Origin of the sequence: Paenarthrobacter sp. OM7 (assembly GCF_029873575.1) — a bacterium.
Lineage (GTDB): Bacteria > Actinomycetota > Actinomycetes > Actinomycetales > Micrococcaceae > Arthrobacter.
Genome location: NZ_CP123579.1, coordinates 1,822,188 through 1,847,426 on the forward strand (window position 1 = coordinate 1,822,188; position 25,239 = coordinate 1,847,426).

Genomic DNA, 25,239 nt, shown 5'->3' on the forward strand with positions numbered 1-25,239 from the left:
ATGACCACCTCTGCCCAGCCTGTTCTGGAACTCCTGCCCGCCGTCGACATCGTTGACGGCCAGGCAGTCCGCCTCCTCCAAGGAGAGGCCGGTTCGGAGACCAGCTACGGAACGCCTCTGGAAGCAGCCCTGAACTGGCAGAATGCCGGTGCCGAATGGGTTCATATGGTGGACCTCGACGCCGCCTTCGGTCGCGGCAACAACGCGGACCTCATCAGTGAGGTAGTGAAGCAGCTGGACGTCAAGGTAGAGCTGTCCGGTGGCTTGCGCGATGACGAATCGTTGGAGCGCGCCTTGGGGCTGGGTGTCGCGCGGGTGAATCTTGGCACGGCAGCGCTCGAGAACCCCGAGTGGACCCGCAGGGCCATTGACCGCTTCGGTGACAAGATCGCCGTCGGACTTGACGTCCGGGGTACCACCCTTGCCGGCCGGGGCTGGACCAAGGAGGGTGGCGACCTTTGGGAAGTCCTGGCCCGTCTTGAGGATGCCGGCTGCGCGCGCTACGTCGTCACGGACGTCACCAAGGACGGAACCTTGCAGGGGCCCAACGTGGAACTGCTGCGGCAGATGGTGGAGAAGACCGGAAAGCCTGTTGTCGCCTCGGGAGGCATTTCCAGCCTTGAGGACCTCCGCGTCCTGCGTGAACTCGTGCCTCTGGGCGTAGAGGGTGCCATTGTGGGCAAGGCCCTCTATGCCGGTGCCTTCACGCTGCCCGAAGCCCTGGACGTTGCCGGTCGTCGCTGATGCCCCACGACGCCCAACACCCGCATGGTCACCAAGGCCACCTTGGTGCAGGCAGCCGGCACCTGCCGGGCCACATTGCCGCCGCCCTGGCCGGGGCCGGGGGAGCGACTGACTCTGCCGGGCAACCGTGGGCAGGCAGGAGCCTTAGTGGGGACGACGCCAGGATCCATAACTTTGAGGACGACGACGGAACGGCCGACGCCGGCTACGTCACCGCAATTTCCGCGTTGATCAACGGCACCGGAACCGAGGCCGATGTTGTTGCCTCGCTGGCTACTGCACGGGTGTTTGTTCCCGTTGTTGCGCAGTTGGCAGAGGAAGCCGTTGGTGTTGATGGGCTGCATGCTGACAAGCAGGCGGATATGGCATTGGTCACACTTAAGGCGCCTGATGGTCGCAAAGCCATGCCTGTCTTTACTTCGGCGGCTGCGCTGGAGGCTTGGCATGGGGAAGCCCGTCCCGTGGCGGTTTACGCGGCCCGCGCGGCTCTTTCCGCGGTCTCCGAGGGTGCGCAGTTGCTGGTGTTGGATCCAGGGTCGGACTTCACGTTCGTGGTCCGACGCCCGGCCATGTGGGCCCTCGCCCAACAGCGGGACTGGACGCCGTCATACCTTGATGATCAACTGGAGTCTGCTCTCGCTTCAACCGTGTCAGGTTTCCGGACCGTGCGCCGGCTGGAGACGCAGCCCGGCGCGGGCGTTGCGTCGTTGACGGCTGACGGGCGGACGGTGTCCGGCGGTGGCTCGGGTCCGGAGTTGCGGGTGGTGCTCTTCCTTGAAGATGGCCTCGACGCGGTGGCCGTGCAAACTCTGGTGGCGCAACTCAATGAGGCGTGGGCACGGATGGATTCCTTCGCTGAAGGCGTTGACTCCATTGAAGTGAAATTGCAGCGTGCGGCGCAGGAGCCTGGGCTGCACTAACGGCAGCCGGTTCCCCGGTCTGCCCCGGGGGAACAAGAGGATTTAGCCAGTGAATTTCGCTCTCTACAAGGAGATGCTGTCCATCCGCCCTGTCCGGCGCTTGCTGGTGGTGGGCATGATCGCCCGTATTCCGCATTCTGCTGCCGGCGTTCTCCTCACCCTGCATATCGTCCTGACCTTGGGCCAGGGCTACGCAGCCGCGGGTGCAGCAGCGGCCGTGATGACCATTGGCATCGCCTTGGGCGCGCCGTGGCGGGGCCGCAGGGTGGATATGGTGGGCCTGAGGAAGGCCCTGATCCCCTCGGTGGTCTCCGAGACTGTGATCTGGTCGATCGTCCCGCACGTATCTTATGAGTGGCTTCTGCCGTTGGTCTTTGTCGGCGGGCTCTTCACCTTGCCGATCTTCAGTGTTGTACGTCAGTCACTGGGCGTCATGGTGGAGGGGGAACAGCGCCGGTCTGCGTTCGCCCTCGATTCCATCGCTACTGAACTCGTCTTCATGATAGGTCCGGCCGTTGGCGCCATTGTTGCCACAAGCGGCCACTCGGCGATAGGCCTGACTGCGGTAGGTATCTCGGTCTCCGTGGCTGGACTCTTCCTCATGTGGTTCAACCCGCCAACACGAAGCGAGGCGGCCTGCACGCCGGAGGAGTCCGCGGACCGGGCCGCAGCGGATCTTGCTGCCGCTGAAGCGGCCATGGTGGCCTCGGCGCCGGCCCATGTCCAGGAAGCGGCATCGGAAATGGCGTCCTCAACGTCGCGCAGTGCAGCCCTCCGAAGCCGTGTGGCCAGGAATTTCACGTGGTTCACCGCATCCGTGGCTGCCCTCTTCACGGTGGCGGCCGGTTCAGGTATGGTGCTCAGCGGCTCGGATGTGAGCATCGTCGGGTTGCTGGAACGTGGCGGGCACGAGAATGAAATTGGCATCGTGTTCTTCTTCTGGTGCGCCTCATCCGTGGTCGGCGGATTGATCTACGGCTCCATGAAGCGCTCCATTTCGCCCATGTTGCTGCTGCTGGGCATGGCCGCCCTGACCATCCCCATGGGATTTGCCCAGGACACCTGGACCTTGGCTTTCCTGTCACTCCTGCCGGGCCTGTTATGCGCACCCGTCCTGTCCGCGTCGTCGGAGAAGGTCGCCGACCTCGTGGACGAGGAACGCCGCGGCGAAGCAATGGGCTGGTACGGCTCTGCCCTGACGGCCGGCGTTGCGCTGGGCGCCCCTTTGGCCGGCGTTTTCATCGACGCCGTGGGTCCTTCAGCTGGATTCGCGGCCATCGGTTCGGCAGGCGTCGTGCTCTGTATTGCAGGCTTGGTCCTGACTTCCCTGCGTCGACGCGCTGCCCGCGTCTGACACGCCAAGCGGAAGAAAGCACGACGGCGGGTCGACCACATGTGGTCGACCCGCCGTCGTTGAATTCTGTTGCAGTTGTCGGCTAGTTCACCGGACCGGTGAACTTTTCGCCGGGGCCCTTGCCTGGAGCATCGGGAATCAGCGATGCCTCGCGGAAGGCCAATTGCAGAGAGCGAAGCCCATCGCGCAACGGTCCGGCGTGCTGTGAGCCGATCTCCGGGGCGGCTGCGGAAACGAGGCCGGCAAGGGCTGTTATCAGCTTGCGGGCTTCGTCGAGATCCTTGAGGTCCTCGGCGTTGGGGTCATCCGCCAGGCCAACTTTCACGGCAGCTGCGCTCATCAGGTGAACGGCGCCAGTGGTGATGACTTCTACGGCCGGGACTTCAGCGATGTCGCGGATCTGCTGGGAAACCCCGGCATCAGCGGCAGGCGAAGCCGCGTTTTCGCTGTAGGAGTTGCGGGAATTGCTGTCTTCAGTGCTCATACTGGTAAGCTTGTCACAGACCGACTGGAAGTCGTTATTCACGGCCAACATCAGCAGTAATGCTCCCGCCACGTGCAATGTGCGCTTGGCGGGTTGTTTCTGTAGAATTGTCTTTCAGTTTGCAAGCGGAGTTCTCTCCCACCCGCGTCAGCCGTTCCCATCAGGGACATGATCCCTTTCGGGACAAGAGGTTGCCGGGTACCTGGTCGGACACGTGGGCGGCACAGCCACCCATAGTGCGTACTTCCCGCAAGGGGAGTGCAGCCGATCTTCGAGGCCTTCGATTGCACCAGCAATTGGGGGCCTTCTCTATTTGCCGGTGATATCACCACAACCACAGGAGCTTTAACATTAGCGAGCCAAGAATCAATGAGCGTATCCGCGTCCCCGAGGTGCGGTTGGTCGGCCCTGCCGGCGAACAGGTAGGAATTGTCCGCATCGAGGACGCCCTGCGTCTTGCTGCCGAATCCGATCTCGATCTCGTTGAAGTTGCCCCGCAGGCTAAGCCTCCTGTTTGCAAGTTGATGGACTTCGGCAAGTACAAGTACGAGGCTGCAGTCAAGGCCCGCGAAGCCCGCAAGAACCAGACCAACACGGTTCTGAAGGAAATTCGCTTCCGCCTCAAGATCGACAAGCACGACTACGAAACCAAGCGCGGCCACGCACTTCGCTTCCTCGGTGCCGGTGACAAGGTCAAGGCCATGATCCAGTTCCGCGGTCGTGAGCAGCAGCGTCCGGAGATGGGCATCCGCCTGCTCCAGAAGTTTGCCGAGGATGTTGCCGAGGTTGGCATCGTTGAGTCCAGCCCGCGCATTGATGGCCGCAACATGGTCATGGTGATCGGTCCGTTGAAGAACAAGGCTGAAGCGAAGGCAGAAGCCCGCCGTGCAGCCCAGCGTGCAGAAGCCAAGGCCCAGAATGAGGCCAAGGCGTCGGGACACGTGGACACCACTGGTGACCAGGCTCCGCTGACGCAGACCTTGGGTGACCTTCTTCCGGCCGGCCTGCTGGCTGGCAAAGACGAGACCACGCAGGAAACTGTGGAGGCTCCCGAGGCTGAAGCAGCCGTTGCCGAAGAGGCACCGGTTGTTGAAGAGGCCCCGGCAGTTGAAGAGGCAGTGGCAGTCGAGGAAGCTCCTGTTGCAGAGGAAGCTCCGGCGCCTGTTGTCGAAGAAGCACCCGTAGTCAAGGAAGCCCCGGCTCCCAAGGCTGAACCGGCCAAGGCTGCACCGGTTGAAAAGGCTCCGGCAGCGAAGGCTGCCCCGGCCGAAACACCGAAGCCTGTGGTTCCGGCCGCTCCGAAGCCCGCGGTTCCTGCGGCTCCGAAGCCCATGGCCAAGCCGGCAGCTCCTAAGCCGGCAGCTCGGCCCGCGGCCCCCAAAGCCGCGCCGAAGCCTGCTTCACGCAAGACCAACTAACTAGTTCAACGCCGCGGAGGCTCCGCCTCCACCGGCAAGCAACCAGCATGCCGGCCCTCGCAGGCCGGCTGCGCGAAAGAATCGCGGATTCGTCCGTGGATACGTAAGGAGATCGGTTCCCATGCCGAAGATGAAGACCCACAGCGGTGCTAAGAAGCGCTTCAAGCTGACCGGTACCGGCAAGCTGAAGCGTCAGCAGGCCAACCGCCGTCACTACCTGGAGCACAAGTCCTCCAGGCTGACCCGTCGCCTCGCCGGCGACAAGCTCGTCTTCAAGGGCGATGCCAAGGTCATCAAGAAGATGCTCGGCGTCTAAGTTCCAAGTTCTTTGGTTGCTGCCATCCGGCAGTTGCCGACTACACCAAAAGCCTTCTCAGGCCGGCCGGGTTTTCCGGCAGTAGCAGCTTGGGATAAAGATTTCTGAAGGAGTACGCACGTGGCACGTGTGAAGCGGGCGGTAAACGCCCACAAGAAGCGCCGGGTTGTCCTCGAACGCGCCAAGGGTTACCGCGGTCAGCGTTCGCGCCTGTACCGCAAGGCCAAAGAGCAGCTGCTGCACTCGTTTGTGTACAGCTACGGTGACCGCCGTAAGAAGAAGGGTGACTTCCGTCGCCTCTGGATCCAGCGCATCAACGCTGCATCCCGCGCCAACGGCCTCACCTACAACCGTCTCATCCAGGGCCTGAAGGCCGCTGAGGTTGAGGTTGACCGCCGCATGCTGGCCGAACTGGCTGTCTCTGACGCCAACGCTTTCGCCGCTCTGGTGAACGTTGCCAAGGCTGCACTTCCGGCTGACACGTCGGCTCCGGCTGCCAAGGCCGTAGCTGCTCCGAAGGCTGCAAAGGTTGCTCCGGCTGCCGCCACGGCAACGGCTGTCAAGGCTGTCGTCTCCGAGAAGCCCGCCATCGATGGCGCAGTTGCCGCTGATGGCGACGAGGCTCCGGAAGGCTACGCCATCAAGGGCAACGCCGAGTCCAAGAAGTACCACGTTCCGGGTTCCACCTGGTACAACACCACCGCTGCTGAATACTGGTTCTCCACCGTTGAAGCTGCAAAGGCTGCCGGCTTTGAGCCTGCAGGTGGCGAAGCACGCCAGCAGATCAAGAACTAGTCGCAACAGCCACTAAAGTTCTTTATATGAACGAAACCGGGCGCCCGCAAGACTTTTCGATGACCAACCCCCGAGCTGATCGGGTGAGGGATGTCGCCAAGCTTGCCGGGCGCCCGGCGCGTTTAAAACGCGGACGCTTCCTCGCGGAGGGTCCGCAGGCGGTACGCGAGGCGTTGAGCCTGCACCGTGAGCGCACCGCGGCGGGAGGTCCCGCCGTCGTGCATGAAGTTTTTGCCAGCGAAGCGTGCCTGGACCGTCTTCCGGAACTGGCAGACCTCGCGCAGGGAACGCCCCTCCGGCTGGCAAGCGACGAAGTCCTGGCCGCGATGGCGGACACGGTGAATCCGCAAGGAATCGTGGCCGTGTGCAGTTTTGTTGACGTCAGCTTGGAATCAGTGCTCGACGCCGGCCCGCGCCTGATCGCTGTTATGTGCCAGGTGCGGGACCCCGGCAACGCCGGCACGGTCCTTCGTGCAGCTGATGCGGCCGGTGCTGATGCCGTGATCCTGACGGGCTCGAGCGTGGACATCTACAATCCCAAGGCTGTCCGATCCACGGCCGGTTCCCTGTTCCACCTCCCAGTGGTGCTTGGAGCCGAGGTTGAGGATCTGGTGGAGCGCTGCAGGGAGCGCGGTATCGGCGTCCTTGCCGCGGACGGCTACGGGACCGTGAACCTGGACAAGCTCCAGGACGAAAATGCTGCCCGGAGGTTGGGGAATGATTCTGTAGCCTCTGTGTACGCTCTTGAGGCGCCTACGGCGTGGCTGTTCGGCAATGAGGCGCAGGGTTTGTCAGACGCCGAGCTGTCGCTCGCTGACCACCGCGTGGCTGTGCCCGTCTACGGATCGGCTGAGAGTTTGAATCTGGGCACAGCAGCCACTGTGTGCCTTTACGCCAGTGCACGCTCCCAGCAGGGTGCCACAACGCAGGCGCTGTACGAGGCCTGGGAATAGTTCCAGCGCCCGCACAGCATCGAGGGATTAGCTGGCAAGCGGTCGTTTGCGTTCCAGCAGGCCGCTGAGCAGGGCTACGCCCAGGCCCAGGATGGCCAGTACCGCCCCCACAAGGGCGGGCGCCACGTAGCCCCAGCCCCACGCGATTACGGTGCCGCCCAGGAAGGCTCCGAGGGCGTTGGCGATATTCAGGGCCGAGTGGTTCAGCGAGGACGCCAGGGACGCGGCTCCCGGGGCAGCGTCCAGCAGGCGTGTCTGCAACGCCGGAGTCAGCATCGAACCGACGCCTCCCACAACGAATGCCATGATGAACGCTGCCCAGGCCCAGTGCGCTGCGATGGCGTAGACCACCAAGGCCACGGCGATTCCCGGCATTACCCAGTAGATGGTGCCCATGACGGATTTGTCGGCGATTCGCCCGCCCACGATGTTGCCCACCACCATGCCGAGGCCGTAGAGGGCCACGACAGCTGGAATGAGGCTCTCGGGGATTCCTGCCACAGATGTCATGGTGTGGGCGATGTAAGTGTAGACGGCGAAGAACCCGCCGAAGCCGATGATGCCGATGAGCAGGGCCAGCCACACCTGCAGGCGCTTGAGGGCGCCAAGTTCACGACGGATGCTGGCATCGGGGTGGGCTGCTTCGAAGGGGACGAACTTCCACACCATGGCAACGGTCACCAGTCCGATGGCACCAACAATGATGAAGAGCAGCCGCCAGCCAAAGGTTTGTCCCACCCAGGTGGCCAAGGGCACGCCGATGACGTTGGAAACTGTGAGGCCGGCCATCACCATGGAGATTGCCCACCCGCGCTTGGTTGGTGCAACGAGCCCGGCGGCGATGACGGCGGCCACGCCGAAGAAGGCTCCGTGCGGAAGGCCCGAGGCGAAGCGGGAGAGCAGCATGAAGCCGTAGTCCGGTGCGATGAAGGATGTCAGGTTAGCCAATGAAAGGAAGAGCATGAGTCCCAAGGCGAGGTGCTTCTTGGGGAGCTTGGCCCCGAATGCGGCGAAGATCGGTGCGCCGATGACCACGCCAAGGGCGTAGGCCGAAATCAGGTTTCCTGCCTCAGGTGTGCTGATGCCGAGTCCCTCCTCCACTTCCTTCAGGAGGCCCATCATGGCGAACTCGGTAGTACCTATGGCGAACCCGCCCATGGCCAACGCCAGGATGGCCAGGCCAAGGTGGCGCCTTGTTGCTTTAGCGTCGGTGGACGGGGACACAGTGGTAGTCATAAGCCTGTTTCTTGAGGGTGCCTTGTGGGCTGGGGAATGCGGAGAAAATCCGATAACAAGTTTAGTCCCGTGGCTTGTCGTTGACGCAGGAATGTGACGATGCCCATCAAGTGGCCGCCCCTAGACTGGGGGAGTGACTGCACTGATAAATGTTGTTGGCGCTGCGATCGTCGACTCCCTTGAAGTACCCACCCGCCTTCTTGCTGCGCGCCGCTCAGCACCACCGCAGTTTGCCGGTATGTGGGAATTTCCGGGGGGCAAGGTGGAGGCCGGCGAGACTGCAGAGGCCGCCCTGCATCGGGAACTGGCCGAGGAGCTTGGCATTGAGGTTCAGCTGGGACACGAGTTGGAGTCAGGTCAACCGGAAGGGTGGGTCCTCAACGATCGGGCCGCAATGCGGGTCTGGTTTGCGGAACTGACAGCTGGCGAGCCCGCTCCGCTGGAAGACCACGATGAACTGCGGTGGGTTTCGCTGAGGGGCGGTATTGAAGCTCTGAGCCTTCCTTGGATCCCGGCGGACTTCCCCATTGTCCGGGCTCTGCTTGACCGCGTAGTCGCACCGGCATAACAGGGCCAGCTCAGAAGAGCGGCTGCTGTCCAGGGAGTGTGCCTGCGCCCACTTCAGGGGCGGCGGACCCCTGCGCCGGGCGGGCGTTGCGGTGGCTGAATCCTGAAGTTCGGGTGTAGCCGTACTTCGCTTTGAAATGGGTGATCCGGCCGGTCAGCCAGGTGCTGTATTCCTTGGAAACGTAAGAGCCTTGGCCGTAGAGGCGGCGGTACTTGCCGACGAGTCCGGGGTGCTGGGCCGCCAGCCACTGCATATACCACTCCCGCGTTCCTGGCTTCAGGTAGAGGGCTCCGGCGGTGACGCCCGTGGCGCCGGCTTTGGCCAGTTCGCTGAACAAGGAATCGAGGGCTTCCTCCGAGTCGGTCAGCCACGGCAGGATGGGCATCGCCATGACGCCGCAACCCAGTCCAGCATCCCGCAGCCGGGAAATCAGTTTGAGCCGTGCCCTGGGGGAGGGGGTACCGGGTTCCACCAGCTCGGCGAGATCTTCATTGGTCATGGCGAGCGAGATTCCGAGGTCCACGGGCACCATGGTGGCAGCGTGCTTAAGCAGTGGGATGTCCCGGGCCAGCAGGGTGCCCTTGGTCAGGATGGAGAAGGGCGTGCCCGAGTCCGCCAGCGCACGGATGATTCCGGGCATCAGGGCGTAACGGCCTTCGGCGCGTTGGTAGGGGTCGGTGTTGGTCCCCAAGGCCACTTGATGCCTTTTCCAGGAGGGTTTTGTGAGTTCCCTCCGGAGGACTTCGGCGGCGTTGATCTTCACCACCACCTGGGAATCGAAGTCACGCCCGGCGTCGAACTCCAAATAGGTATGGCTCTTGCGGGCAAAGCAGTAGACACACGCGTGGCTGCAGCCGCGGTAAGGGTTCACCGTCCATTCGAACGGCATGGCAGAGCCCGAAGGCACCTTGTTGAGCACTGACTTTGCGGTGACCTCATGAAAGGTGACTCCGGAGAATTCGGGTGTTGAGATGGAACGCACCAGCCCGGCCAGCGGCAGCAACGCATCCATGGCCGGGGCAGGGCCTGGAACTGGAGAGCCGCCGTCGTCGGACGCCGGTCCACGCTTGGGTGACAGTGCTTGTGCGTCCCATCTCATGAACTCCATTCGAAGGTATGTTCGAATGAATGTCAAGGACCCCCGAGGTGAATTAAGGAAGCCGAGGGTCAAGCGTTGCTAAGGTTGGCCCATGATTCTGCTGACTGGCTTCGAACCGTTTGGCCGGGACGATGTCAATCCTTCCTGGCATGCGGTGCGCCGCGCACGGGACATTCTGCGGGCTGAAGGCCTGGATGTCGAAGCCCGGGAGCTGCCGTGCGTCTTTGGTGACTCGGCCGCAGCACTGAGCGAGGCAATGGCCACCACTAAGCCGGACCTTGTGATCTGTGTGGGATTGGCCGGCGGACGTGCACGGATATCCTTGGAACGGGTGGCCATCAACTGCGATGACGCACGGATCCCCGATAACAAGGGCCAGAAGCCTGTGGACGAGGAAGTAGTCCCCGGTGGCCCGGCAGCGTACTTCTCTACCCTGCCCATTAAGGCCGCGTTGCGGGACCTCCAGATTGCTGGAATCAAGGGCGAGGTTTCGCATTCGGCAGGAACCTACGTCTGCAACCACCTTTTCTACGCGTTGATGCATTTGCTCGCATCGACCCCAACCACCCGTGGCGGTTTCGTGCACATCCCTTATCTCCCGGAACAGGTGTCCCCGGAAAGCGGTACCCCGTCCATGCCCTTGGAATCCATGGCGGAGGGTCTTGCCGTCGTGGTACGGACGGCCCTACAGACGCAGGTGGACGCTGCCTTGGGTGCCGGCGCCATCCACTAGAGAAGCTCCCATTCCACAGTGACGCTGGCGGTGACGGAGGACTCTCCGGCTTCAACGGGCAGGGATTCAGCGGAAAAAGATGCCCTGACCATCCCGCCCAGGGGAATGGGTGCGCCATGGACGGGCTCTTGGGCAATGGATTTCACCTGCCCCAGCCGGGCAGAAGCCAGCGATGCGTACTGTTGGGCACGTGCCAGTGCGTCCAGCCAAGCCGCTTCCTGCGCCTGTGCGGTCACCGAGGTTGCATCGGCGAAGCCTTGCTCGATCCCATTGATCCTGATGTCGTCGCCACCGGCCGCCACTGCCGCGGCGATGGCTTCCGGTGCATCCGCGTGTGAGCGAATTCCCACCTGCAGCGTGGTGGACGCCACATACGCTGTGACCTTCTGACCTTGGCCTTCCACCCACACCAGCTCGGCCCGAAGGTTCAGGCCGCTGGTCCGCAGGTCGACGTCCGTGACGCCGGCCTCCCGCAAACTGGCCGCGACAGCGCCGGCCGCCTTCCCGGCGTCGTCGTAGGCCTTGGCGGCAGTGTCCCGGCGTGTTTCCACGCCAAGCGTCAACGTGACCAGGTCCGGGACTGCTGTGGCGCTCGCATTCCCCGTTACGGTGATGGTTCGCTTCATGCTTATGCCTCGATTCGATGGCCGGCAGGTCCGTCCGGCCGGTTGTGGTGGTCGATGTAGCCGCCCGCCGCGAGGCCAGCCTGGCGCTCGAAGAAGTTGCTCGAGCCCGGATTCCCGCTGCGCAGCATGGACCACGCGGCGGCGACGCCGTAGAGGGCAAGGAACGGAAGTCCCAGGCAGTAGGCGTACTGGGTGCTGTGCCGCTCCTCATGTCCCAAGAGCACGGGGTTCGTTCCGGCAACGCCATGGGGCGCCCGGTACAGGATCACGTTCCCCAGCGTGAATGCTCCGGCGTGGGGGAGTTTCCAGCCATACCCGGCTGCTATCAGGAGGCCGCGTGGCCCGCGGGTCAAGGTGCTTCGGGACGCAGCGGCTACCGCGAGTCCCAGTGGTGTAGACAGGTTTACGACGTTGGCGATCTGCCGCAGGCGTTGCGCGGGAGTCATGAAGCCATGCTAGACCCGTCGCGTATGGCACGGCATGAGCGGCAGGGATACGCTGTTCGAGCACTCATCGGTGCAGGGGAATGAATGGGGGAAGAAACGCGATGAACATTAAACGCGCCGTGGGCGTGGTGGGTGTCCTGCTTGCAGTCATGGTGGCTTTGACCGGCTGCGTCAAGCTGAACATGTCCGTCAAGGTGAACAACGAGAAAAGCGTGGACTACGAGGTTGTTTACGCGATCCAGAAGTCGGTACTGGGCGATAAGTCCTTTGAAGAATTCATGGAGTCAAACGGCAGCGGCAGTGGCAGCCAGGAGATGGACATCCCGGAGGGTGCCACCGTGGTGGACTACGAGGACGAAAAGTACAAGGGCAAGCGGATCACAGCCGCCAACCTTGACCCTGCGAAGCTCGCCGAGTCGTCCAGCTCCGAAAATCCTTTCGAACTCAAGAAGGAGGGTGACTTCTATGTCCTCTCCATGGGCGGCGTGACCGGGATGGACAGCAGCGATCCCCAAGCCTCCAGCATGGCCAAGTCAATGTTTGACGAAGCCACGGTCAAGTTCACGTTCCCCGGCAAGGTCGTCGAAGCAACAGGTGCGACCGTGGACGGCAACACTGCCACCTTCGACATGCTGACCATCAAAGAGACTGCGGTCCAGGCCAAGGCCGAAGCCAACGCCGGCGTTCCGATGTGGATCATCTGGATCCTGGTTGCCGTTCTGGTGATCGCCGCTGGGTTGGTTCTCCTGTTCCTGCTGCTGCGCCGGAAGTCCGCGCAGCAAACGCCAGCGCTCGCAGGGGCTGCGCCGTACGGCCAGCCGGGTTACGCTCCCCAGCAGGACGCCTACCCCCGGCAGCCAACGCAGTCACCTCAAGCGGACTGGGCAGGGCAGGGTTACACTCCTGGGGCGCCGCAGGATCAGACCATGCCGCCTGCCCAGGTCCCGCAGCCGCCTGCCCAGCAGTTCCCGACGCAGCAGCAGCCTGCGACGCCACCCGTCCAACGGAACGACGACGGCCAGTCGCCACCGCCGCCCATGGCACCGCCCGCTTAGGGCGGCGAGGAACTCCTGGCGATTTCCGCCGTCGTGCCGTTCATATGGCGGGACGCGTCTTGGTGGGTTAAATCCAGTCCATGACGTTCAACTAGACTGAAGGGTAGTGCCTGCCGTCCGCGGCGAGCACTGCCCTTTCGTTTTGCAGGCCTGCCTTGCCGGCCGCTCCCGACTCGTAGCTAAGAACAGTAGATGACTGACACTTTGCCAGGCGCTGCCATCCCGAATCCGCTGGATGAAGCCGCCATCACCGCCGCCGTCGAGGATGCCATCGCCGCAATTGCGGCTGCTTCCTCCCTTGATGAACTCAAGGCTGTCCGCCTCGCCCACACCGGCGAGAAGTCGCCTCTGAGCCTTGCAAACCGTGAAATCGGTGGGCTCGCCAATGAGCACAAGGCCGCCGCCGGCAAGCTCATGGGGTCCTCCCGCGGCCGCGTCAACCAGGCGCTCGCTGCCCGGACCGAGGTTCTCGAAGCCGAGAACGACGCCCGTATCCTGGTCGAAGAGACTGTTGACGTGACGGCCGCTCCGCGACGTCGTCGTGCAGGTGCACGCCACCCGCTGTCCACGTTGCAGGACCGCGTCTCAGACATCTTCGTCGGCATGGGCTGGGAGATTGCCGAAGGTCCCGAGGTGGAGTCGGAGTGGTTCAACTTCGATGCATTGAACTTCAAGCCGGACCACCCGGCCCGCGAAATGCAGGACACGTTCTTCGTGGAGCCCCCGGAAGCCCACCTGCTGATGCGCACCCACACGTCCCCGGTGCAGGTCCGTTCCATGCTGGAACGTGAAGTCCCCATCTACGTGCTGTGCCCCGGCAAGGTGTTCCGCACGGATGAGTTGGACGCCACGCACACGCCTGTCTTCCACCAGTTCGAGGGCCTGGCGATCGACAAGGACCTCAGCATGGCTGACCTGCGCGGCACGTTGGAGCACTTCGCCCGCCAGATGTTCGGTGACGAAGCCTCCATCCGCCTGCGCCCCAACTACTTCCCGTTCACGGAGCCTTCCGCGGAACTGGACATCTGGCACCCGGGTGCCAAGGGCGGTCCGCGCTGGATCGAGTGGGGTGGCTGCGGCATGGTCAACCCCAACGTCCTCCGTGCAGCGGGCATCGATCCGGACATCTATTCAGGTTTTGCCTTCGGCATGGGCATTGAGCGCACGCTCATGTTCCGCAACGAGGTCGGCGATATGCGCGACATGATCGAAGGCGACGTACGTTTCAGCGAGCACTTCGGGATGGAGATCTAACAGTGCGTATCCCACTTTCCTGGCTGCGTGAATTCGCGCAGGTTCCGGCCGATGCAACGGCCGAAGATGTCATGGCGGACCTGGTCAAGGTCGGCTTTGAAGAAGAAGAAGTCCACCGTCCCACGGACGAGCTCTCCGGGCCCATCGTCGTGGGCCAGGTCTTGAGCCTGGTCAAGGAGCCGCAGTCCAACGGCAAGACGATCAACTGGTGCCAGGTCCGCGTCGTTCCTGAAGGACAGGAACAGACGCTCAAAGGTGAGGGCATTGACCCTTCCGGAGTGCAGGGAATTATTTGCGGTGCCCACAACTTTGTTGAGGGCGACAAGGTCGTAGTTACCCTTCCCGGAGCTGTTCTGCCAGGAAACTTCAAGATCTCAGCCCGCAAGACCTACGGTCACCTGTCCGCGGGCATGATCGCTTCCGTCCGGGAACTGGGCATCGGCGACGACCACGACGGCATCCTGGTCCTCTCCCGCATCGGCCTCGATCCGGAAATCGGAACGGACGCCATGGAACTCCTTGGCCTCTATGACCAGGCTGCCGAAATCAACGTGACCCCTGACCGCGGCTACGCGTTCTCGATCCGGGGTGTCGCCCGCGAGTACGCGCACGCCACGGGAACCTCGTTCGTGGATCCTGCGTCCAAGGTGAGCGCGCCGGCAACCTTGCAGGGTGGCTACGGCGTCAAGCTCAACGACGACGCCCCGATTTACGGCAAGCCAGGCTGCGACCGCTTCGTGGCCCGCACCGTCCGTGGCGTTGACCCATCACGTCCCACACCGCCGTGGATGTCCGCGCGCCTTCGTCTGGCAGGCGTTCGTTCCATCTCGCTGCCGGTTGATATCTCCAACTACGTCATGCTTGAGCTGGGACAGCCCAACCACTGCTACGACCTCGACAAGCTCGCGGGCGACATCGTGGTGCGTCGTGCAGTGGCGGGGGAGAAGATCACCACCCTCGATGACAAGGAGCGCACGCTCGACGTCGAGGACCTGTTGATCACCGATGACTCGGGTGCCATTGGCATCGCCGGCGTGATGGGAGGAGCCCACACTGAGGTGTCGGATTCCACCACCAACATCCTGGTGGAAGCCGCGCACTTCGACGAAGTGTCGATTGCCCGCTCCCGCCGTCGCCACAAGCTGCCCTCCGAAGCCTCCAAGCGCTTCGAGCGCGGCGTTGACTGGCACGTTGCGAATATTGCTGCCCAGCGCGTGGTTGACCTCTTGGTTGAGCTTGCCGGTGGTACGGCAGATGAGGCGGGGACCGACGTTGGAACCGCCCCTGATGCGGTCACCATTGAACTGCCGGCAGGGTTCGCCTCTGCCCGAATCGGCATCGACTTCACCGAAGAGCAGATCGTCACGTCCCTTGAGGACCTTGGCGCTGTGGTTGAAAAAACTGCCGCCGGTTACAGGGTCACGGCTCCCAGCTGGCGCAATGACCTCGAAACCAAGGAAGACCTGTCCGAGGAAATCGCGCGCCTTGTCGGCTACGACAACATCCCCTCGACTCTTCCGGTGGCGCCTCCAGGCCGTGGCCTGAGCCGCAGCCAGCAGCAGAAGCGTCGGGTCGTCCAGGCCTTGGCTGATGCGGGGCTCACCGAGGTGTTGTCCTACCCGTTCGTCTCCAAGGCAGCCAACGACACCTTTGGCGTTGCTGCTGAAGGCGGTGCGCGTCCGGCGCTCAAGCTCGCCAACCCGATCAGTGAGGAACACGGCTACCTGCGAACGTCCATCCTTCCGGGCCTGATCGAGGTTGCCCGCCGGAACCACTCACGCGGCTTCCGTGACCTGGCTGTGTACGAGGCGGGTTCGGTCTTCCTGCCCGGTGACAAGCTCGGCACGGATTCCATCCCGCCGTTGGGCGTCAAGCCTTCCGATGAGGTTCTGGATGCGCTGTACGACGGCGTCCCGCCCCAGCCGCTGCACGTCGCAGCTGTCTTGACGGGCCATGATTCTCCGGCTGCCGCTACCCACACACCGCGCGTCTGGGACTGGGCGGACGCTGTTGACGTGGCACGCCTCATTGCAGATGTTTTGGGTGTCGAGCTGGTCGTCAGCCAGGGCAGCCACCAGGCATTCCACCCCGGCCGTGCAGCTCAACTGGCGCTGCGCAATGGCGACGTCGTGGGCTACGCAGGAGAGTTGCACCCCAAGCTCCTGGCGGCTCAGGACATGCCCGCACGCTCCGTGGCTCTGGAGGTCAACGTGGAAGCGTTGTTCGAAGCCGCTGCTGACGTGATTGTGGCCAAGCACATCTCCGGATTCCCCGTCGCCACGCAGGACGTCGCCTTGGTGGTTCCGCAGGATGTGGCGGCAGACCTGGTCCTCTCCGCGCTGCGTGAAGGTGCCGGCGAACTCCTCGAAGACGTGGCGCTGTTCGACGTCTACGCGGGTCCCGGCATCGAGGAGGGCAAGAAATCGCTGGCTTTCGGCTTGCGTTTCCGTGCGGACGACCGCACCCTGACGGCGGATGAGGCTTCGGAGGCCCGAGCGGCTGCCGTTGCCGTTGCGGCCGAGCGCTTCGGAGCAGTCCAGCGCTAGCACTCCCTGTATCGAGTGAATCCCCGGGACCTGATGGTTCCGGGGATTTTCTTTTATTGAGATTGAGCTCCCAGCATCTTGACAGACTATTCATGCATGTATGACAGTTTTGTCATGCACATGTGAAGCATGTGTATCACATCCCTCGCACGGCTCTTCTGTGAGCCGTCCCTTGAAAGGTACCCATGAAGAAGCAGAACGTTGCTTTGCTTGTCGGAGCTGCAGTGATGGCTCTGACGTCCTCGCTTGGTGGAGCCGCAACCGCGTCAGAGTCGACGCCGCAGGCAGCCGCCGCCGAGGTCCAACCTGTATCGCACGCGGTAGACCGTTCGCAGACGTCCGGTTCCGCTGCATCACCACTGGCTGACAAATACACGATTGCCGCACCGTCGAAGAACGGAGGGGCCTCCACCGACTCAGTGATCGGCGCTGACGGCCGTGTCCGCATCACCAACACCACAGCTGCGCCCAACCGCTCGATCGTTCAGATCGAGTTCAACGGCGGCTACATCTGCTCCGGTGCCTTGATTTCCGACGACACCGTTCTGACCGCAGGGCACTGCGTCCACGAAGGCGGCACTGGGTCAACGGCTGATTACTCCTGGGGCGTAAAAGTGGCTCCTGGTCGGAATGGATCAACCGATCCTTACGGTACGTGTGGCGCAACGCAGCTCTTGACGGACCAGCGCTGGATCGACTCTGCCAACACCAATGCTGATTGGGGCGTCATCAAGCTCGACTGCACCATCGGCAACACCACCGGCTGGCTCAATTACACCGGCACCACCGCAAGTCTGAATGGCACCAATGTGACCGTTCGGGGCTACCCCGGAGACAAGGCCTTCGGAACCATGTGGTCCATGACCGGTCCCATTGAGAGCACCACCACTGAGAAGGTCTACTACAAGATGGACACGTTCGGCGGCCAGAGCGGTGCGCCCGTGTACAACAGCTCCAACACCATCATGGCCATCCACACCAACGGCGGCAGCTCCAACTCGGGCACCCGCATCACGCCCACACTGGCGAACTACCTGACGTCGGTAAAGTAGCGCAGTTGAGTTAAGCCACCCACAGTGTTCCCCGCGGCGTAATTGTGGCTGCGGGGAACACTTGCTTTGGCGAAAAGGAGCCCGCCACACAAGCTGCAGTTTGCATGGGCCATAGCTACAAAGGGGGTGGGTAGATTTAGGTGCAAATCTCCTCGTTTATGAGCACTTGCGTCTGTGCACGGACCACATCGGAAGGGCTGGAGTGCGGACAACCTCCAGAACGAAAGGAACGTAGGGGTCTAAGCACGCCGCGGTCGGCTACATACAGGCTCGTGAGACGCTCCGTAGCTTATAGCTGAGGGACGAAACCTGTGGTGCACACGTACTGCTCTGCGACACGACGGGCGAGGCGCTGGTTTGGCCCGAGAAAAGCCTTCACAGGTAAGAGTCCACTTCTCCATTCAGCGCCTGTCAGGATGGTCTAACACCTGTCGTACGGAACCCGATTTGGGCATAGACACGGGGCGATGGCAGAGTCGTTTGAAGCCTCACAGAAGGGGGAAATCCACCCATAGCTGTTGCGACATTGGGCTGGGGACTTAGCCGTGAGAGGAGGGCATGATGCAGAATCCGGTGCTTGACCTGCGGAGGCTCGATGAGGCGCCCGGCGCAGGAGGCGCGCTTGAACTGCTCGGCCAGCTGGCCCTCGAGCGCGCCCTTCGCTACGCCAACCCCGCAGACCGTGAAGAGTTCATTGCAGGGCGGGTGGCCTTGCTGGACTTTGCCGCTGCGCTCCTCGAAGTGGATCCTGCTCGACTCGTTCCTGACTATCACTGTCCGCGGTGCGGCCCCGGCCAGGACCATGGTCGCCCAGGGTTCATGCTCGACGGCGGCGTCGCACCTCTGGCGCTCAGTGCATCCCGGGCGTCGGGCTGGGTGCTACTGGCCGGCGTCGTGCATGCTCCCGAAGAACTACGGCTGGGAGTGGATCTTGAATCGACTGGCAAAGCAACCTTCGAAGGCTTCGACGACGTCGCACTGACCGCAACCGAGAAACGCTTCCTGTCCACCATCCCGGATCAGGAGCGAGATAGTCAGCGCGCGCGCCTGTGGGCACGCAAAGAGGCGTGGCTGAAGATGACGGGGGAGGGCCTGAGGCGCAACCCCGCAGAGCTGGATGTGCTGGACCTGCCCGGCCTGCGGGATGTCACCGGCATCCAAGAAAACCGAAAACTGCCTGACGGTTTGGTTGCCGCCCTGGCACTGGGCTAGCGCGCTGGAGGCAGCGGCGGAAGCGCAGCCTCGTAGAGCCATGGCCGGAGAATCGACGCAGCATCAAAGCCCGGAATGAACGAATCCGCAGCCTCAATGAACGCCTCCGTCGACACTGAGCCATGCCGGTTGGTGGCAGTCCAGTGCTGCAGGAAACCAAAGAAGGCCTCGTCCCCAGCTGCCATCCGCACCGCGTGAACGGCAAGGGCGCCGCGCTTGTAGACGCGGTCGTCGAACATCAGCTCAGGGCCGGGGTCTCCGACCAGCAGATCCTGGGGCCCGGCGTCGAGCCTCTTCCATGCAGCCGTTGCCCGCGCAGCAACAGTCATGGTCCTGGATTCTTCGGACCACAACCACTCCGCGTAGCAGGCGAATCCTTCATGGAGCCAGATGTCTTTCCAGCTGCTCACGGTCAGCGAGTTGCCGAACCACTGGTGGGAAAGCTCGTGGGCGATCAGGCGCTGGGCGTCCCAGGACTCGCGCATGTGGTTTCGGCCGAAGATGGAGACGGTTTGGGCTTCCAACGGGATTTCCAGTTCGTCTTCAGTGACCACCGACGTGTAGTCCGTGAACGGATACGGTCCGAAGCAACCCTCGAAGGTGCGCATCATGTCCGGCTGGCGGCGCAGGCCTTGCAGAGCATCCACCGCCATCTCGGGCGTGACTGCTACGAACTGCGGCACCCGGTGATGGGTGTCGTCATTGTGCAGGGGAACCCTGACGTACCGGCCGATCTGAACGGTGGCGAGGTAGGTGGCCATGGGTTCAGCGTGTTCATAGACCCAGGTCTCCCTGCTCGACTTGCGGGAGTGGGAGATCAGCGTGCCGTTGCACACCGGCCGGTAGTTGTCGTCTGTGGTCACGGAGATAAGGAAGCTGGACTTGTAGCGTGGATGGTCATTGCAGGGGAACCAGGAGGCCGCACCGTTGGGCTGGCCGGCCACCAGTACGCCGTCGTTCAGTTCTTCCCACCCCACATCGCCCCAAAGCCCGCGGCGGGGCTGGGGGTTCCCGTCGTAGCGGATCTCCAAGGAGAACTGCTGGCCGGGCTTAAGCGGGGAGGCCGGGTTGAGCACCAGGTGTTCGGCCCTGTGGCTGAATTTCTGGAGCTTCTTGCCATCCAGCTGGACCTTGCTGGCCCGCAGGCCCACCAGGTCGAGGACAATCTGTGCCAGGGGTTTTAACGCCGTGCACCGCAGGACCGCCTTGCCGATCAGCTTGTTGCTGCCCAACCTGACGTCGAGATCCAACTCGTACCGGTCCACACGGTAGTTGCTGCTGCCGTGGTCCAGAGCATAGGGGTCCGCTTCGGTCGTGGGGGCGGTGATTGGTACGGTCATGATCCGTCCAATCTACTTGAGGCGCGGCGCTTGTGTTGACGGACCCACCCATGGGCTCACCGGGTTGCCCATCCAATACGTTCCGGCCGGCACTGTCTCACCCCGCATAACCAACGACGCCGGACCAACAGTTCCGCCGTCGCCGATGCTGGCCGCGGGGAGGATGACGCCGTGCGGACCCATGGTGGCTCCGTTACCGAGCAGCACGGTGTCCAGGCTCATCACGCGGTCGTGGAACAGGTGCGTCTGGACAACGCAGCCACGGTTGACGGTGGAATTCTCACCGAGCGTTACCAGGTCAGCTTCGGGCAGCCAGTAGCTTTCACACCAGGTCCCACGGCCGATCTTCGCTCCGAGGCCGCGAAGCCACCACACCAAGGCGGGAGTTCCGGCGGCGGAGCGGGCAAACCACGGGGCACTCACCATTTCGATGAAGGTGTCCACTACCTCGTTGCGCCAGATGAATGAGCTCCACAAGGGGTGCTCACCCGCGCGGATGGTCCCCACCAGGGCCCACTTGGCCACGATGGAGCTCAATGCGGCCACGGCACCTGCTGCCAGCATCACGACACCACCCAGGACGGCTGCCACCCAGTAGCCCCATCCACTCGCGATCCAATCCAGAACCAGCATGACGCTGACGGCGATGGCAACTGTGAGGATGACAGGCACCAGCCGGCACAGTTCCCACAACGCCCGGGCAACCTTGAGCCTGCGGGGCGGCTGGAAGGTCCGGGTTTGGTCAGCAGCGACGGCAGTGCGGCGCAGCCTGACCGGCGGGCTGCCCAACCAGGACGTGCCGGATTTGGCTTTCGCCGGCGTGGCAGACAGAACTGCAACGAGGGAGTTCTTGGGAACGTTTCGTCCCGCAGCAGTCATGCCCGAGTTGCCCAGGAAGGAGCGCTTTCCTATTTTGGCGGGAGCAATCTTCATCCAGCCCCCACCGAGTTCGTAGGAGGCCACCATGGTGTCGTCAGCCAGGAAGGCTCCATCCCCAATGGTCGTCATCTTAGGAACCAACAGAACGGTTGAGGCTTCCACGTTTTTGCCGACTTTGGCGCCCAGAAGGCGCAGCCAGATCGGTGTGAAAAGGCTTGCGTAGACCGGGAAAAGGAGGTCCCGGGCCATGTCCAGAAGGCGTTCCGTGGCCCAAACCTGCCACCCGACACGGCTGCGGACCCCGTAGTAACCCTCCTTCAAACCCACCCCGAGAAGCCGGGCAACCATCAGGATGAGCAGCAGGTTCCCGAAGAACCACACCAACGCCGCAAGAGGCAATGCCAGAGCTATTTGAGCAAGCGCAGTTTCCAGGGATTCGTGGCCCTGCATGAAAGCCAGGACAACCAAGGCGGCCGCGAACGCAGAAATGTAAGGAATAAGGGCCAGAAGCGCCGAAGCGCTGGCAAAGGCGGAGAACCAGAGCCTGTCAACCACTGGCCGCCGGGTGATCGTTTCAGGCCACTCTTGCTTCGCTTTTCCACGGCGCTCGGCGGGGGAGCCGGCCACAAGGTGCCCGGCCTTCACTTTGCCCAGTACTGCCGACCCGGCTTCGACGCGCGCACCCGCACCGATGGTGGCCCCTGGCATCAGGGTGCTTCGGGCGCCGACGACTGCGCCGGCTCCTACATGGATCTGCCCGATATGGACGGAGTCACCATCCACCCACCATCCGGAAAGGTCCACCTCGGGCTCGATGTTGGCTCCGCTTCCGAGGGACAGCAAACCGGTGACCGGGGGCAGCGAGTGCAGGTGGACATCCTTGCCGATCTTGGCTCCGAGGGCCCGTGCGTAGTAAGGGACGAACGGGGCGCTGGCCAGACCGATGGCGCCCGACAGGTCTTGTATTTGCTCGGCCAGCCACAAGCGCAGGTGGGTCTTTCCGGAACGTGGGTAAGTGCCGGGTTCGATCCTGCCAAGAAGCACCCTGGCTGCAACCACCGAGATCGTCATCCGGCCCAAGGGGCTGACGAAGACCAGCCAGGACGCTGCGATCCACCACCACGACACGACGGGTGCGGCGGTAAATCCAGCAAAGTCGGCCAGCAACCTGTTGGCGGCCATGAGGTAGGTGAGCCAACGCATCCCCACCAGGATGTGCAAGGGCACGCCCATTAACACCTGGAAGATCTGTGACTTCAGCGCCGTGGGACGCACGGTGCGCTCTGCAGCGGGACCCGGCGCGCCGCCGTCGGGAACAGATTGCCGTGCTGTGTCGATCAGTGCGCCGACACGTGGCGTGGCATAGATATCCGCCACGGTGATGGTGGGATACCGGACGCGAAGGGCAGAAACGAGCTGCGCCGCAGCCAAGGATCCGCCACCATAAGCGAAGAAATCGGCGTCCAGGGAGCCGACGGGACTTCCCAGCACGGATTCCCATTGCTCAACCACCCAACGGGCGTCATCGGGCAGGTTCAGCGGGGCGTTCCCGGCTTCGGTGGCACCGGCTCCTGCCAGCGGCCACGGCAAAGCGTGACGGTCAACTTTTCCGCTCGTCTTGGTCGGGAGCGAATCCACCACGGTCAGCAGGGGGATCAAAGCGGCCGGCAGGCTTTCGCCGAGCAGCCGGCGTGCCTCGTCCATGGACAGCTCGTAGCCGTCAACGGGGGCCAGGTAGCCCACCAGGATCTGGTTGCCGGCAGCCGTGGTCTGCACGGCCGCAGCAGCACCGGCGACGCCCGGCAAGGACTGGAGCGCAGCATCCACTTCGCCCAGTTCGATCCGGCGTCCACCCAGTTTCACCTGTTCGTCGGCGCGGCCCATGAAGATCAGACCCTCGGCTTCGAAGCGGACCAGGTCACCCGATCGATAGGCCCGGCCCCATCCCAGCGATGCCATGGGAGCGTACTTCTCGGCGTCCTTTGCGGGATCGAGGTAGCGGGCAAGCCCGACACCGCCGATGATCAATTCACCGATCTCACCTTCGGCCACCGGGACGCCCTGCGGATCGACGACGGCAAGGTCCCAGCCATCCAGTGGAAGCCCGATCCGCACGGGGCCGGGTCCGCCCAGGGGAGCGGCACAGGCAACGACCGTAGCCTCTGTGGGCCCGTAGGTGTTCCAGACTTCCCGGCCGTCCACCGCCAAGCGTTCGGCCAGTTCGGGCGGGCACGCTTCACCGCCGAAAATCAGGAGGCGGACGTTTTCGAGTGCTTCGGCAGGCCACAACGCAGCCAGGGTGGGCACGGTGGAAACCACCGTGATGCCGTGGTTGATGAGCCAAGGGCCGAGGTCCATGCCGGTGCGAACCAACGCTCGTGGTGCCGGTACCAGGCAAGCGCCGTGGCGCCAGGCAAGCCACATTTCCTCGCAGGAAGCGTCGAAGGCGACCGAAAGGCCGGCCAACACCCGGTCCTGGGGGCCAATAGGCTCAGCTTGAAGGAAGATCCTGGCCTCGGCGTCCACAAACGCGGCCGAGGACCGGTGCTGGACGGCAACGCCCTTGGGGGTTCCTGTGGATCCGGAGGTGAAGATGATCCAGGAATCGTCGTCCAGTCCGGGGATGGAGGGTGTGGAGACGGGTTCCCGGGCCTCGCCGGAAAGCTGGATGTCCAGGCCCGCAGCGATGATGGCACCCACCTTGGCTTCGCCGAACACCAGACGGGCGCGTTCGTCGGGGTCGTCCGCATCCACGGGAACGTAGGCGGCGCCACCCATGAGGATTCCCAAGATGGCGATGTAGAGCTCGTTGGTGCCGGATGGGATCCGAACGCCGATTTTGTCGCCCCGGCCAAGACCTGCCGCATTGAGCCGGGCAGCGAAGGCGCGTACCGCCTTGAGAAGCTCGGTGTAGCTCAGGGACTTCTGCCCGTCATCCAGTGCCGAGGCTTCGGGAAATGACGATGCGGTTTCTGTCAGGATATCAACGAGGGTGCGCTCGGCCGGGGCGGCGGCGCCTCCCGGTAGCTGGGGACGGTACGTGGTCATGGCAGGGATATGCCCGGCCCCCAATGGATGTTCTGTGCTCACGACGTCAGCTTTCCGCAGAAAGATGAACAAAAGGTGTCTGACGTTTCCTGCGCGTCACTTTCTGTTGCACAGCAGTTTGCCTGCGCGTCACTGGCCGTTGGGAACCGGACATGGCGGCTTAGGGAACCAGCAGGACTTTGCCGGTGGTGCGGCGGCCTTCGAGGTCCCTGTGCGCTTGGGCTGCTTCGGCCAACGGGTATGTGGCACCGACCCTGACAGTGAGGGTGCCGTTGGCGGCGGCGTCGAAAATCTCGGCTGAACGCCACCTGCGTTCCTGGGCGTTCTGCACAAAGTGCGCCATGGTGGGCCTGGTCAGCGTCAGCGAACCTGCGGCGTTCAAACGCTGGGGATCGAAGGGCGGCACCGGGCCGGAGGCCGCACCGAAGAGCACCATGGCACCCCGGATGCGCAGGCTCTTCAGGGAGTCATCGAAGGTGTCTTTGCCGACGCCGTCGTACACCACGTTGACGCCCTCGCCGTCGGTCAGTTCACGGACCCTGTCAGCGAAGCCCTCGTAACGGAGTACTTCATCAGCGCCTGCAAGCGTGGAGAGATCGGCCTTCTCATCAGAGGACACGGTGGTGATCACACGGGCTCCGCGGGCCTTCAGCAGTTGCGTCAACAGCAGACCAACGCCACCTGCGCCTGCGTGGAGCAGAACGGTGTGGCCCGGCTCTACGCGGAACGACGAGTTCATCAGGTAATGGGCAGTGATGCCCTGCAGCGGCAGGGCTGCTGCGGTGTGATCGTCGACGCCGTCAGGAACCGGAAGTGCCTTGGCCGCCTCCACCACGGCGTACTCTGCGTACGTCCTGGACCCCTCAGCCGTGGCAACCCGGTCGCCAACGGAAAATTCTGCGACACCTTCGCCTACGGACTCCACTGTGCCGGCGGCTTCGGCGCCTGGGGTGAAGGGGTACTCCACCTTGTAGGTGCCGCTGCGTTGGTAGGTCTCAATGAAATTGACCCCGGCAGCTGCGACCTTGATCAACAGCTGGCCGGGGCCAGGTTTCGGTATTTTCACAGATGCGTATTCGAGGACCTCAGGTCCTCCGGGCTGCTGTGCAACGATGGCGTGCGTCATGGTGGCTCCTCACTCCGGGGCGGTCCTTCCGGGGC

22 protein-coding genes are annotated in these 25,239 nt (G+C 63.3%); 14 read left to right on the plus strand and 8 right to left on the minus strand.

All coding sequences use genetic code 11. The features are described from left to right. Genes priA through QEH68_RS08420 form a run of 3 tightly spaced genes read left to right on the plus strand, consistent with a single transcriptional unit; the run spans nucleotide 1 to nucleotide 3,018 of the window. Nucleotides 1-744 carry a bifunctional 1-(5-phosphoribosyl)-5-((5-phosphoribosylamino)methylideneamino)imidazole-4-carboxamide isomerase/phosphoribosylanthranilate isomerase PriA gene (gene priA / locus QEH68_RS08410; protein ID WP_207597040.1) on the plus strand — a complete coding sequence of 248 codons (744 nt, stop codon included), beginning with the start codon at nucleotides 1-3 and terminating at the stop codon, nucleotides 742-744. After that, the gene (locus QEH68_RS08415) at nucleotides 744-1,664 is read left to right on the plus strand and encodes an SseB family protein (protein WP_280627663.1); all 921 of its coding nucleotides are present in this window, start codon (nucleotides 744-746) and stop codon (nucleotides 1,662-1,664) included. The genes priA and QEH68_RS08415 overlap by 1 nt, the downstream gene beginning before the upstream one ends. A gap of 49 nt (nucleotides 1,665-1,713) precedes the next feature. Further along, nucleotides 1,714-3,018, plus strand: a complete 1,305-nt coding sequence (locus tag QEH68_RS08420) for an MFS transporter (RefSeq protein WP_280627664.1) — start codon at nucleotides 1,714-1,716, stop codon at nucleotides 3,016-3,018. 82 nt (nucleotides 3,019-3,100) lie between these two features. On the opposite strand, the gene QEH68_RS08425 is transcribed toward QEH68_RS08420, so the two are convergent. Next, nucleotides 3,101-3,502, minus strand: coding sequence for a DUF1844 domain-containing protein (locus tag QEH68_RS08425; protein WP_089597300.1), 402 nt, complete (start codon nucleotides 3,500-3,502; stop codon nucleotides 3,101-3,103). 392 nt (nucleotides 3,503-3,894) lie between these two features. On the opposite strand from QEH68_RS08425, the gene infC reads away from it, so the two are divergent. The 4 genes from infC to QEH68_RS08445 all read left to right on the plus strand — a co-directional run bounded on the left by infC (nucleotide 3,895) and on the right by QEH68_RS08445 (nucleotide 6,984). Further along, nucleotides 3,895-4,920, plus strand: a complete 1,026-nt coding sequence (gene infC / locus QEH68_RS08430) for a translation initiation factor IF-3 (RefSeq protein WP_280627665.1) — start codon at nucleotides 3,895-3,897, stop codon at nucleotides 4,918-4,920. Nucleotides 4,921-5,041: 121 nt separating this feature from the next. Continuing rightward, entirely contained in the window at nucleotides 5,042-5,236 is a 195-nt protein-coding gene (rpmI, locus tag QEH68_RS08435) for a 50S ribosomal protein L35 (protein ID WP_011774324.1), read from the plus strand. Between the two features lie 120 nt (nucleotides 5,237-5,356). After that, a complete protein-coding gene (gene rplT, locus QEH68_RS08440) occupies nucleotides 5,357-6,031 on the plus strand; it encodes a 50S ribosomal protein L20 (protein ID WP_089594417.1) in 675 nt (224 codons plus the stop codon). A 26-nt stretch (nucleotides 6,032-6,057) separates the two neighbouring features. After that, entirely contained in the window at nucleotides 6,058-6,984 is a 927-nt protein-coding gene (locus tag QEH68_RS08445) for an RNA methyltransferase (protein ID WP_207597044.1), read from the plus strand. Nucleotides 6,985-7,011: 27 nt separating this feature from the next. On the opposite strand, the gene QEH68_RS08450 is transcribed toward QEH68_RS08445, so the two are convergent. Then, a complete protein-coding gene (locus QEH68_RS08450; protein ID WP_280627666.1) occupies nucleotides 7,012-8,220 on the minus strand; it encodes an MFS transporter in 1,209 nt (402 codons plus the stop codon). A 133-nt stretch (nucleotides 8,221-8,353) separates the two neighbouring features. Between QEH68_RS08450 and QEH68_RS08455 the strand changes: the two genes are divergently transcribed. Next, nucleotides 8,354-8,788, plus strand: a complete 435-nt coding sequence (locus QEH68_RS08455) for a (deoxy)nucleoside triphosphate pyrophosphohydrolase (RefSeq protein ID WP_207597046.1) — start codon at nucleotides 8,354-8,356, stop codon at nucleotides 8,786-8,788. A gap of 10 nt (nucleotides 8,789-8,798) precedes the next feature. On the opposite strand, the gene QEH68_RS08460 is transcribed toward QEH68_RS08455, so the two are convergent. Next, a complete protein-coding gene (locus QEH68_RS08460) occupies nucleotides 8,799-9,887 on the minus strand; it encodes an Rv2578c family radical SAM protein (protein WP_280627667.1) in 1,089 nt (362 codons plus the stop codon). A gap of 91 nt (nucleotides 9,888-9,978) precedes the next feature. Between QEH68_RS08460 and pcp the strand changes: the two genes are divergently transcribed. Then, entirely contained in the window at nucleotides 9,979-10,620 is a 642-nt protein-coding gene (gene pcp, locus QEH68_RS08465; protein ID WP_280627668.1) for a pyroglutamyl-peptidase I, read from the plus strand. Here pcp and QEH68_RS08470 read toward each other — a convergent pair. Beyond that, a complete protein-coding gene (locus QEH68_RS08470) occupies nucleotides 10,617-11,246 on the minus strand; it encodes an SIMPL domain-containing protein (protein WP_280627669.1) in 630 nt (209 codons plus the stop codon). The genes pcp and QEH68_RS08470 overlap by 4 nt on opposite strands. Before the next feature lie 2 nt (nucleotides 11,247-11,248). Then, nucleotides 11,249-11,692, minus strand: a complete 444-nt coding sequence (locus QEH68_RS08475; protein ID WP_207597050.1) for a hypothetical protein — start codon at nucleotides 11,690-11,692, stop codon at nucleotides 11,249-11,251. Nucleotides 11,693-11,793: 101 nt separating this feature from the next. On the opposite strand from QEH68_RS08475, the gene QEH68_RS08480 reads away from it, so the two are divergent. The 5 genes from QEH68_RS08480 to QEH68_RS08500 all read left to right on the plus strand — a co-directional run bounded on the left by QEH68_RS08480 (nucleotide 11,794) and on the right by QEH68_RS08500 (nucleotide 18,811). Next, nucleotides 11,794-12,747, plus strand: coding sequence for a hypothetical protein (locus QEH68_RS08480; protein WP_280627670.1), 954 nt, complete (start codon nucleotides 11,794-11,796; stop codon nucleotides 12,745-12,747). Between the two features lie 192 nt (nucleotides 12,748-12,939). Beyond that, the gene (gene pheS, locus QEH68_RS08485) at nucleotides 12,940-14,001 is read left to right on the plus strand and encodes a phenylalanine--tRNA ligase subunit alpha (RefSeq protein ID WP_280627671.1); all 1,062 of its coding nucleotides are present in this window, start codon (nucleotides 12,940-12,942) and stop codon (nucleotides 13,999-14,001) included. Nucleotides 14,002-14,003: 2 nt separating this feature from the next. Continuing rightward, on the plus strand, nucleotides 14,004-16,547 hold the full coding sequence (gene pheT / locus QEH68_RS08490) for a phenylalanine--tRNA ligase subunit beta (RefSeq protein WP_280627672.1): 2,544 nt from the start codon (nucleotides 14,004-14,006) through the stop codon (nucleotides 16,545-16,547). 185 nt (nucleotides 16,548-16,732) lie between these two features. Beyond that, a complete protein-coding gene (locus tag QEH68_RS08495; RefSeq protein ID WP_280627673.1) occupies nucleotides 16,733-17,599 on the plus strand; it encodes a serine protease in 867 nt (288 codons plus the stop codon). A 558-nt stretch (nucleotides 17,600-18,157) separates the two neighbouring features. Beyond that, a complete protein-coding gene (locus QEH68_RS08500) occupies nucleotides 18,158-18,811 on the plus strand; it encodes a 4'-phosphopantetheinyl transferase family protein (RefSeq protein WP_280627674.1) in 654 nt (217 codons plus the stop codon). On the opposite strand, the gene QEH68_RS08505 is transcribed toward QEH68_RS08500, so the two are convergent. The 3 genes from QEH68_RS08505 to QEH68_RS08515 form a co-directional block, all read right to left on the minus strand. Then, the gene (locus tag QEH68_RS08505; RefSeq protein WP_280627675.1) at nucleotides 18,808-20,151 is read right to left on the minus strand and encodes a M1 family metallopeptidase; all 1,344 of its coding nucleotides are present in this window, start codon (nucleotides 20,149-20,151) and stop codon (nucleotides 18,808-18,810) included. The genes QEH68_RS08500 and QEH68_RS08505 overlap by 4 nt on opposite strands. 12 nt (nucleotides 20,152-20,163) lie before the next feature. Further along, nucleotides 20,164-24,078, minus strand: a complete 3,915-nt coding sequence (locus QEH68_RS08510; protein WP_280627992.1) for a Pls/PosA family non-ribosomal peptide synthetase — start codon at nucleotides 24,076-24,078, stop codon at nucleotides 20,164-20,166. Between the two features lie 160 nt (nucleotides 24,079-24,238). Further along, nucleotides 24,239-25,204: a quinone oxidoreductase gene (locus tag QEH68_RS08515; RefSeq protein WP_207597060.1), complete on the minus strand. Its 966-nt coding sequence runs from the start codon at nucleotides 25,202-25,204 to the stop codon at nucleotides 24,239-24,241. Nucleotides 25,205-25,239 lie beyond the last annotated feature (35 nt).

Bases quoted from the DNA above. Each gene is read 5' to 3' on its own strand.
- QEH68_RS08460 (WP_280627667.1), bottom strand. From the start codon at position 9,887: ATGAGATGGGACGCACAAGCACTGTCACCCAAGCGTGGACCGGCGTCC.
- priA (WP_207597040.1), top strand. From the start codon at position 1: ATGACCACCTCTGCCCAGCCTGTTCTGGAACTCCTGCCCGCCGTCGAC.
- QEH68_RS08495 (WP_280627673.1), top strand. From the start codon at position 16,733: ATGAAGAAGCAGAACGTTGCTTTGCTTGTCGGAGCTGCAGTGATGGCT.
- QEH68_RS08510 (WP_280627992.1), bottom strand. From the start codon at position 24,078: ATGACCACGTACCGTCCCCAGCTACCGGGAGGCGCCGCCGCCCCGGCC.
- QEH68_RS08480 (WP_280627670.1), top strand. From the start codon at position 11,794: ATGAACATTAAACGCGCCGTGGGCGTGGTGGGTGTCCTGCTTGCAGTC.
- QEH68_RS08475 (WP_207597050.1), bottom strand. From the start codon at position 11,692: ATGACTCCCGCGCAACGCCTGCGGCAGATCGCCAACGTCGTAAACCTG.
- QEH68_RS08445 (WP_207597044.1), top strand. From the start codon at position 6,058: ATGAACGAAACCGGGCGCCCGCAAGACTTTTCGATGACCAACCCCCGA.
- pcp (WP_280627668.1), top strand. From the start codon at position 9,979: ATGATTCTGCTGACTGGCTTCGAACCGTTTGGCCGGGACGATGTCAAT.
- QEH68_RS08450 (WP_280627666.1), bottom strand. From the start codon at position 8,220: ATGACTACCACTGTGTCCCCGTCCACCGACGCTAAAGCAACAAGGCGC.
- QEH68_RS08515 (WP_207597060.1), bottom strand. From the start codon at position 25,204: ATGACGCACGCCATCGTTGCACAGCAGCCCGGAGGACCTGAGGTCCTC.
- QEH68_RS08505 (WP_280627675.1), bottom strand. From the start codon at position 20,151: ATGACCGTACCAATCACCGCCCCCACGACCGAAGCGGACCCCTATGCT.
- rpmI (WP_011774324.1), top strand. From the start codon at position 5,042: ATGCCGAAGATGAAGACCCACAGCGGTGCTAAGAAGCGCTTCAAGCTG.
- QEH68_RS08425 (WP_089597300.1), bottom strand. From the start codon at position 3,502: ATGAGCACTGAAGACAGCAATTCCCGCAACTCCTACAGCGAAAACGCG.
- pheS (WP_280627671.1), top strand. From the start codon at position 12,940: ATGACTGACACTTTGCCAGGCGCTGCCATCCCGAATCCGCTGGATGAA.
- QEH68_RS08415 (WP_280627663.1), top strand. From the start codon at position 744: ATGCCCCACGACGCCCAACACCCGCATGGTCACCAAGGCCACCTTGGT.
- QEH68_RS08500 (WP_280627674.1), top strand. From the start codon at position 18,158: ATGATGCAGAATCCGGTGCTTGACCTGCGGAGGCTCGATGAGGCGCCC.
- QEH68_RS08470 (WP_280627669.1), bottom strand. From the start codon at position 11,246: ATGAAGCGAACCATCACCGTAACGGGGAATGCGAGCGCCACAGCAGTC.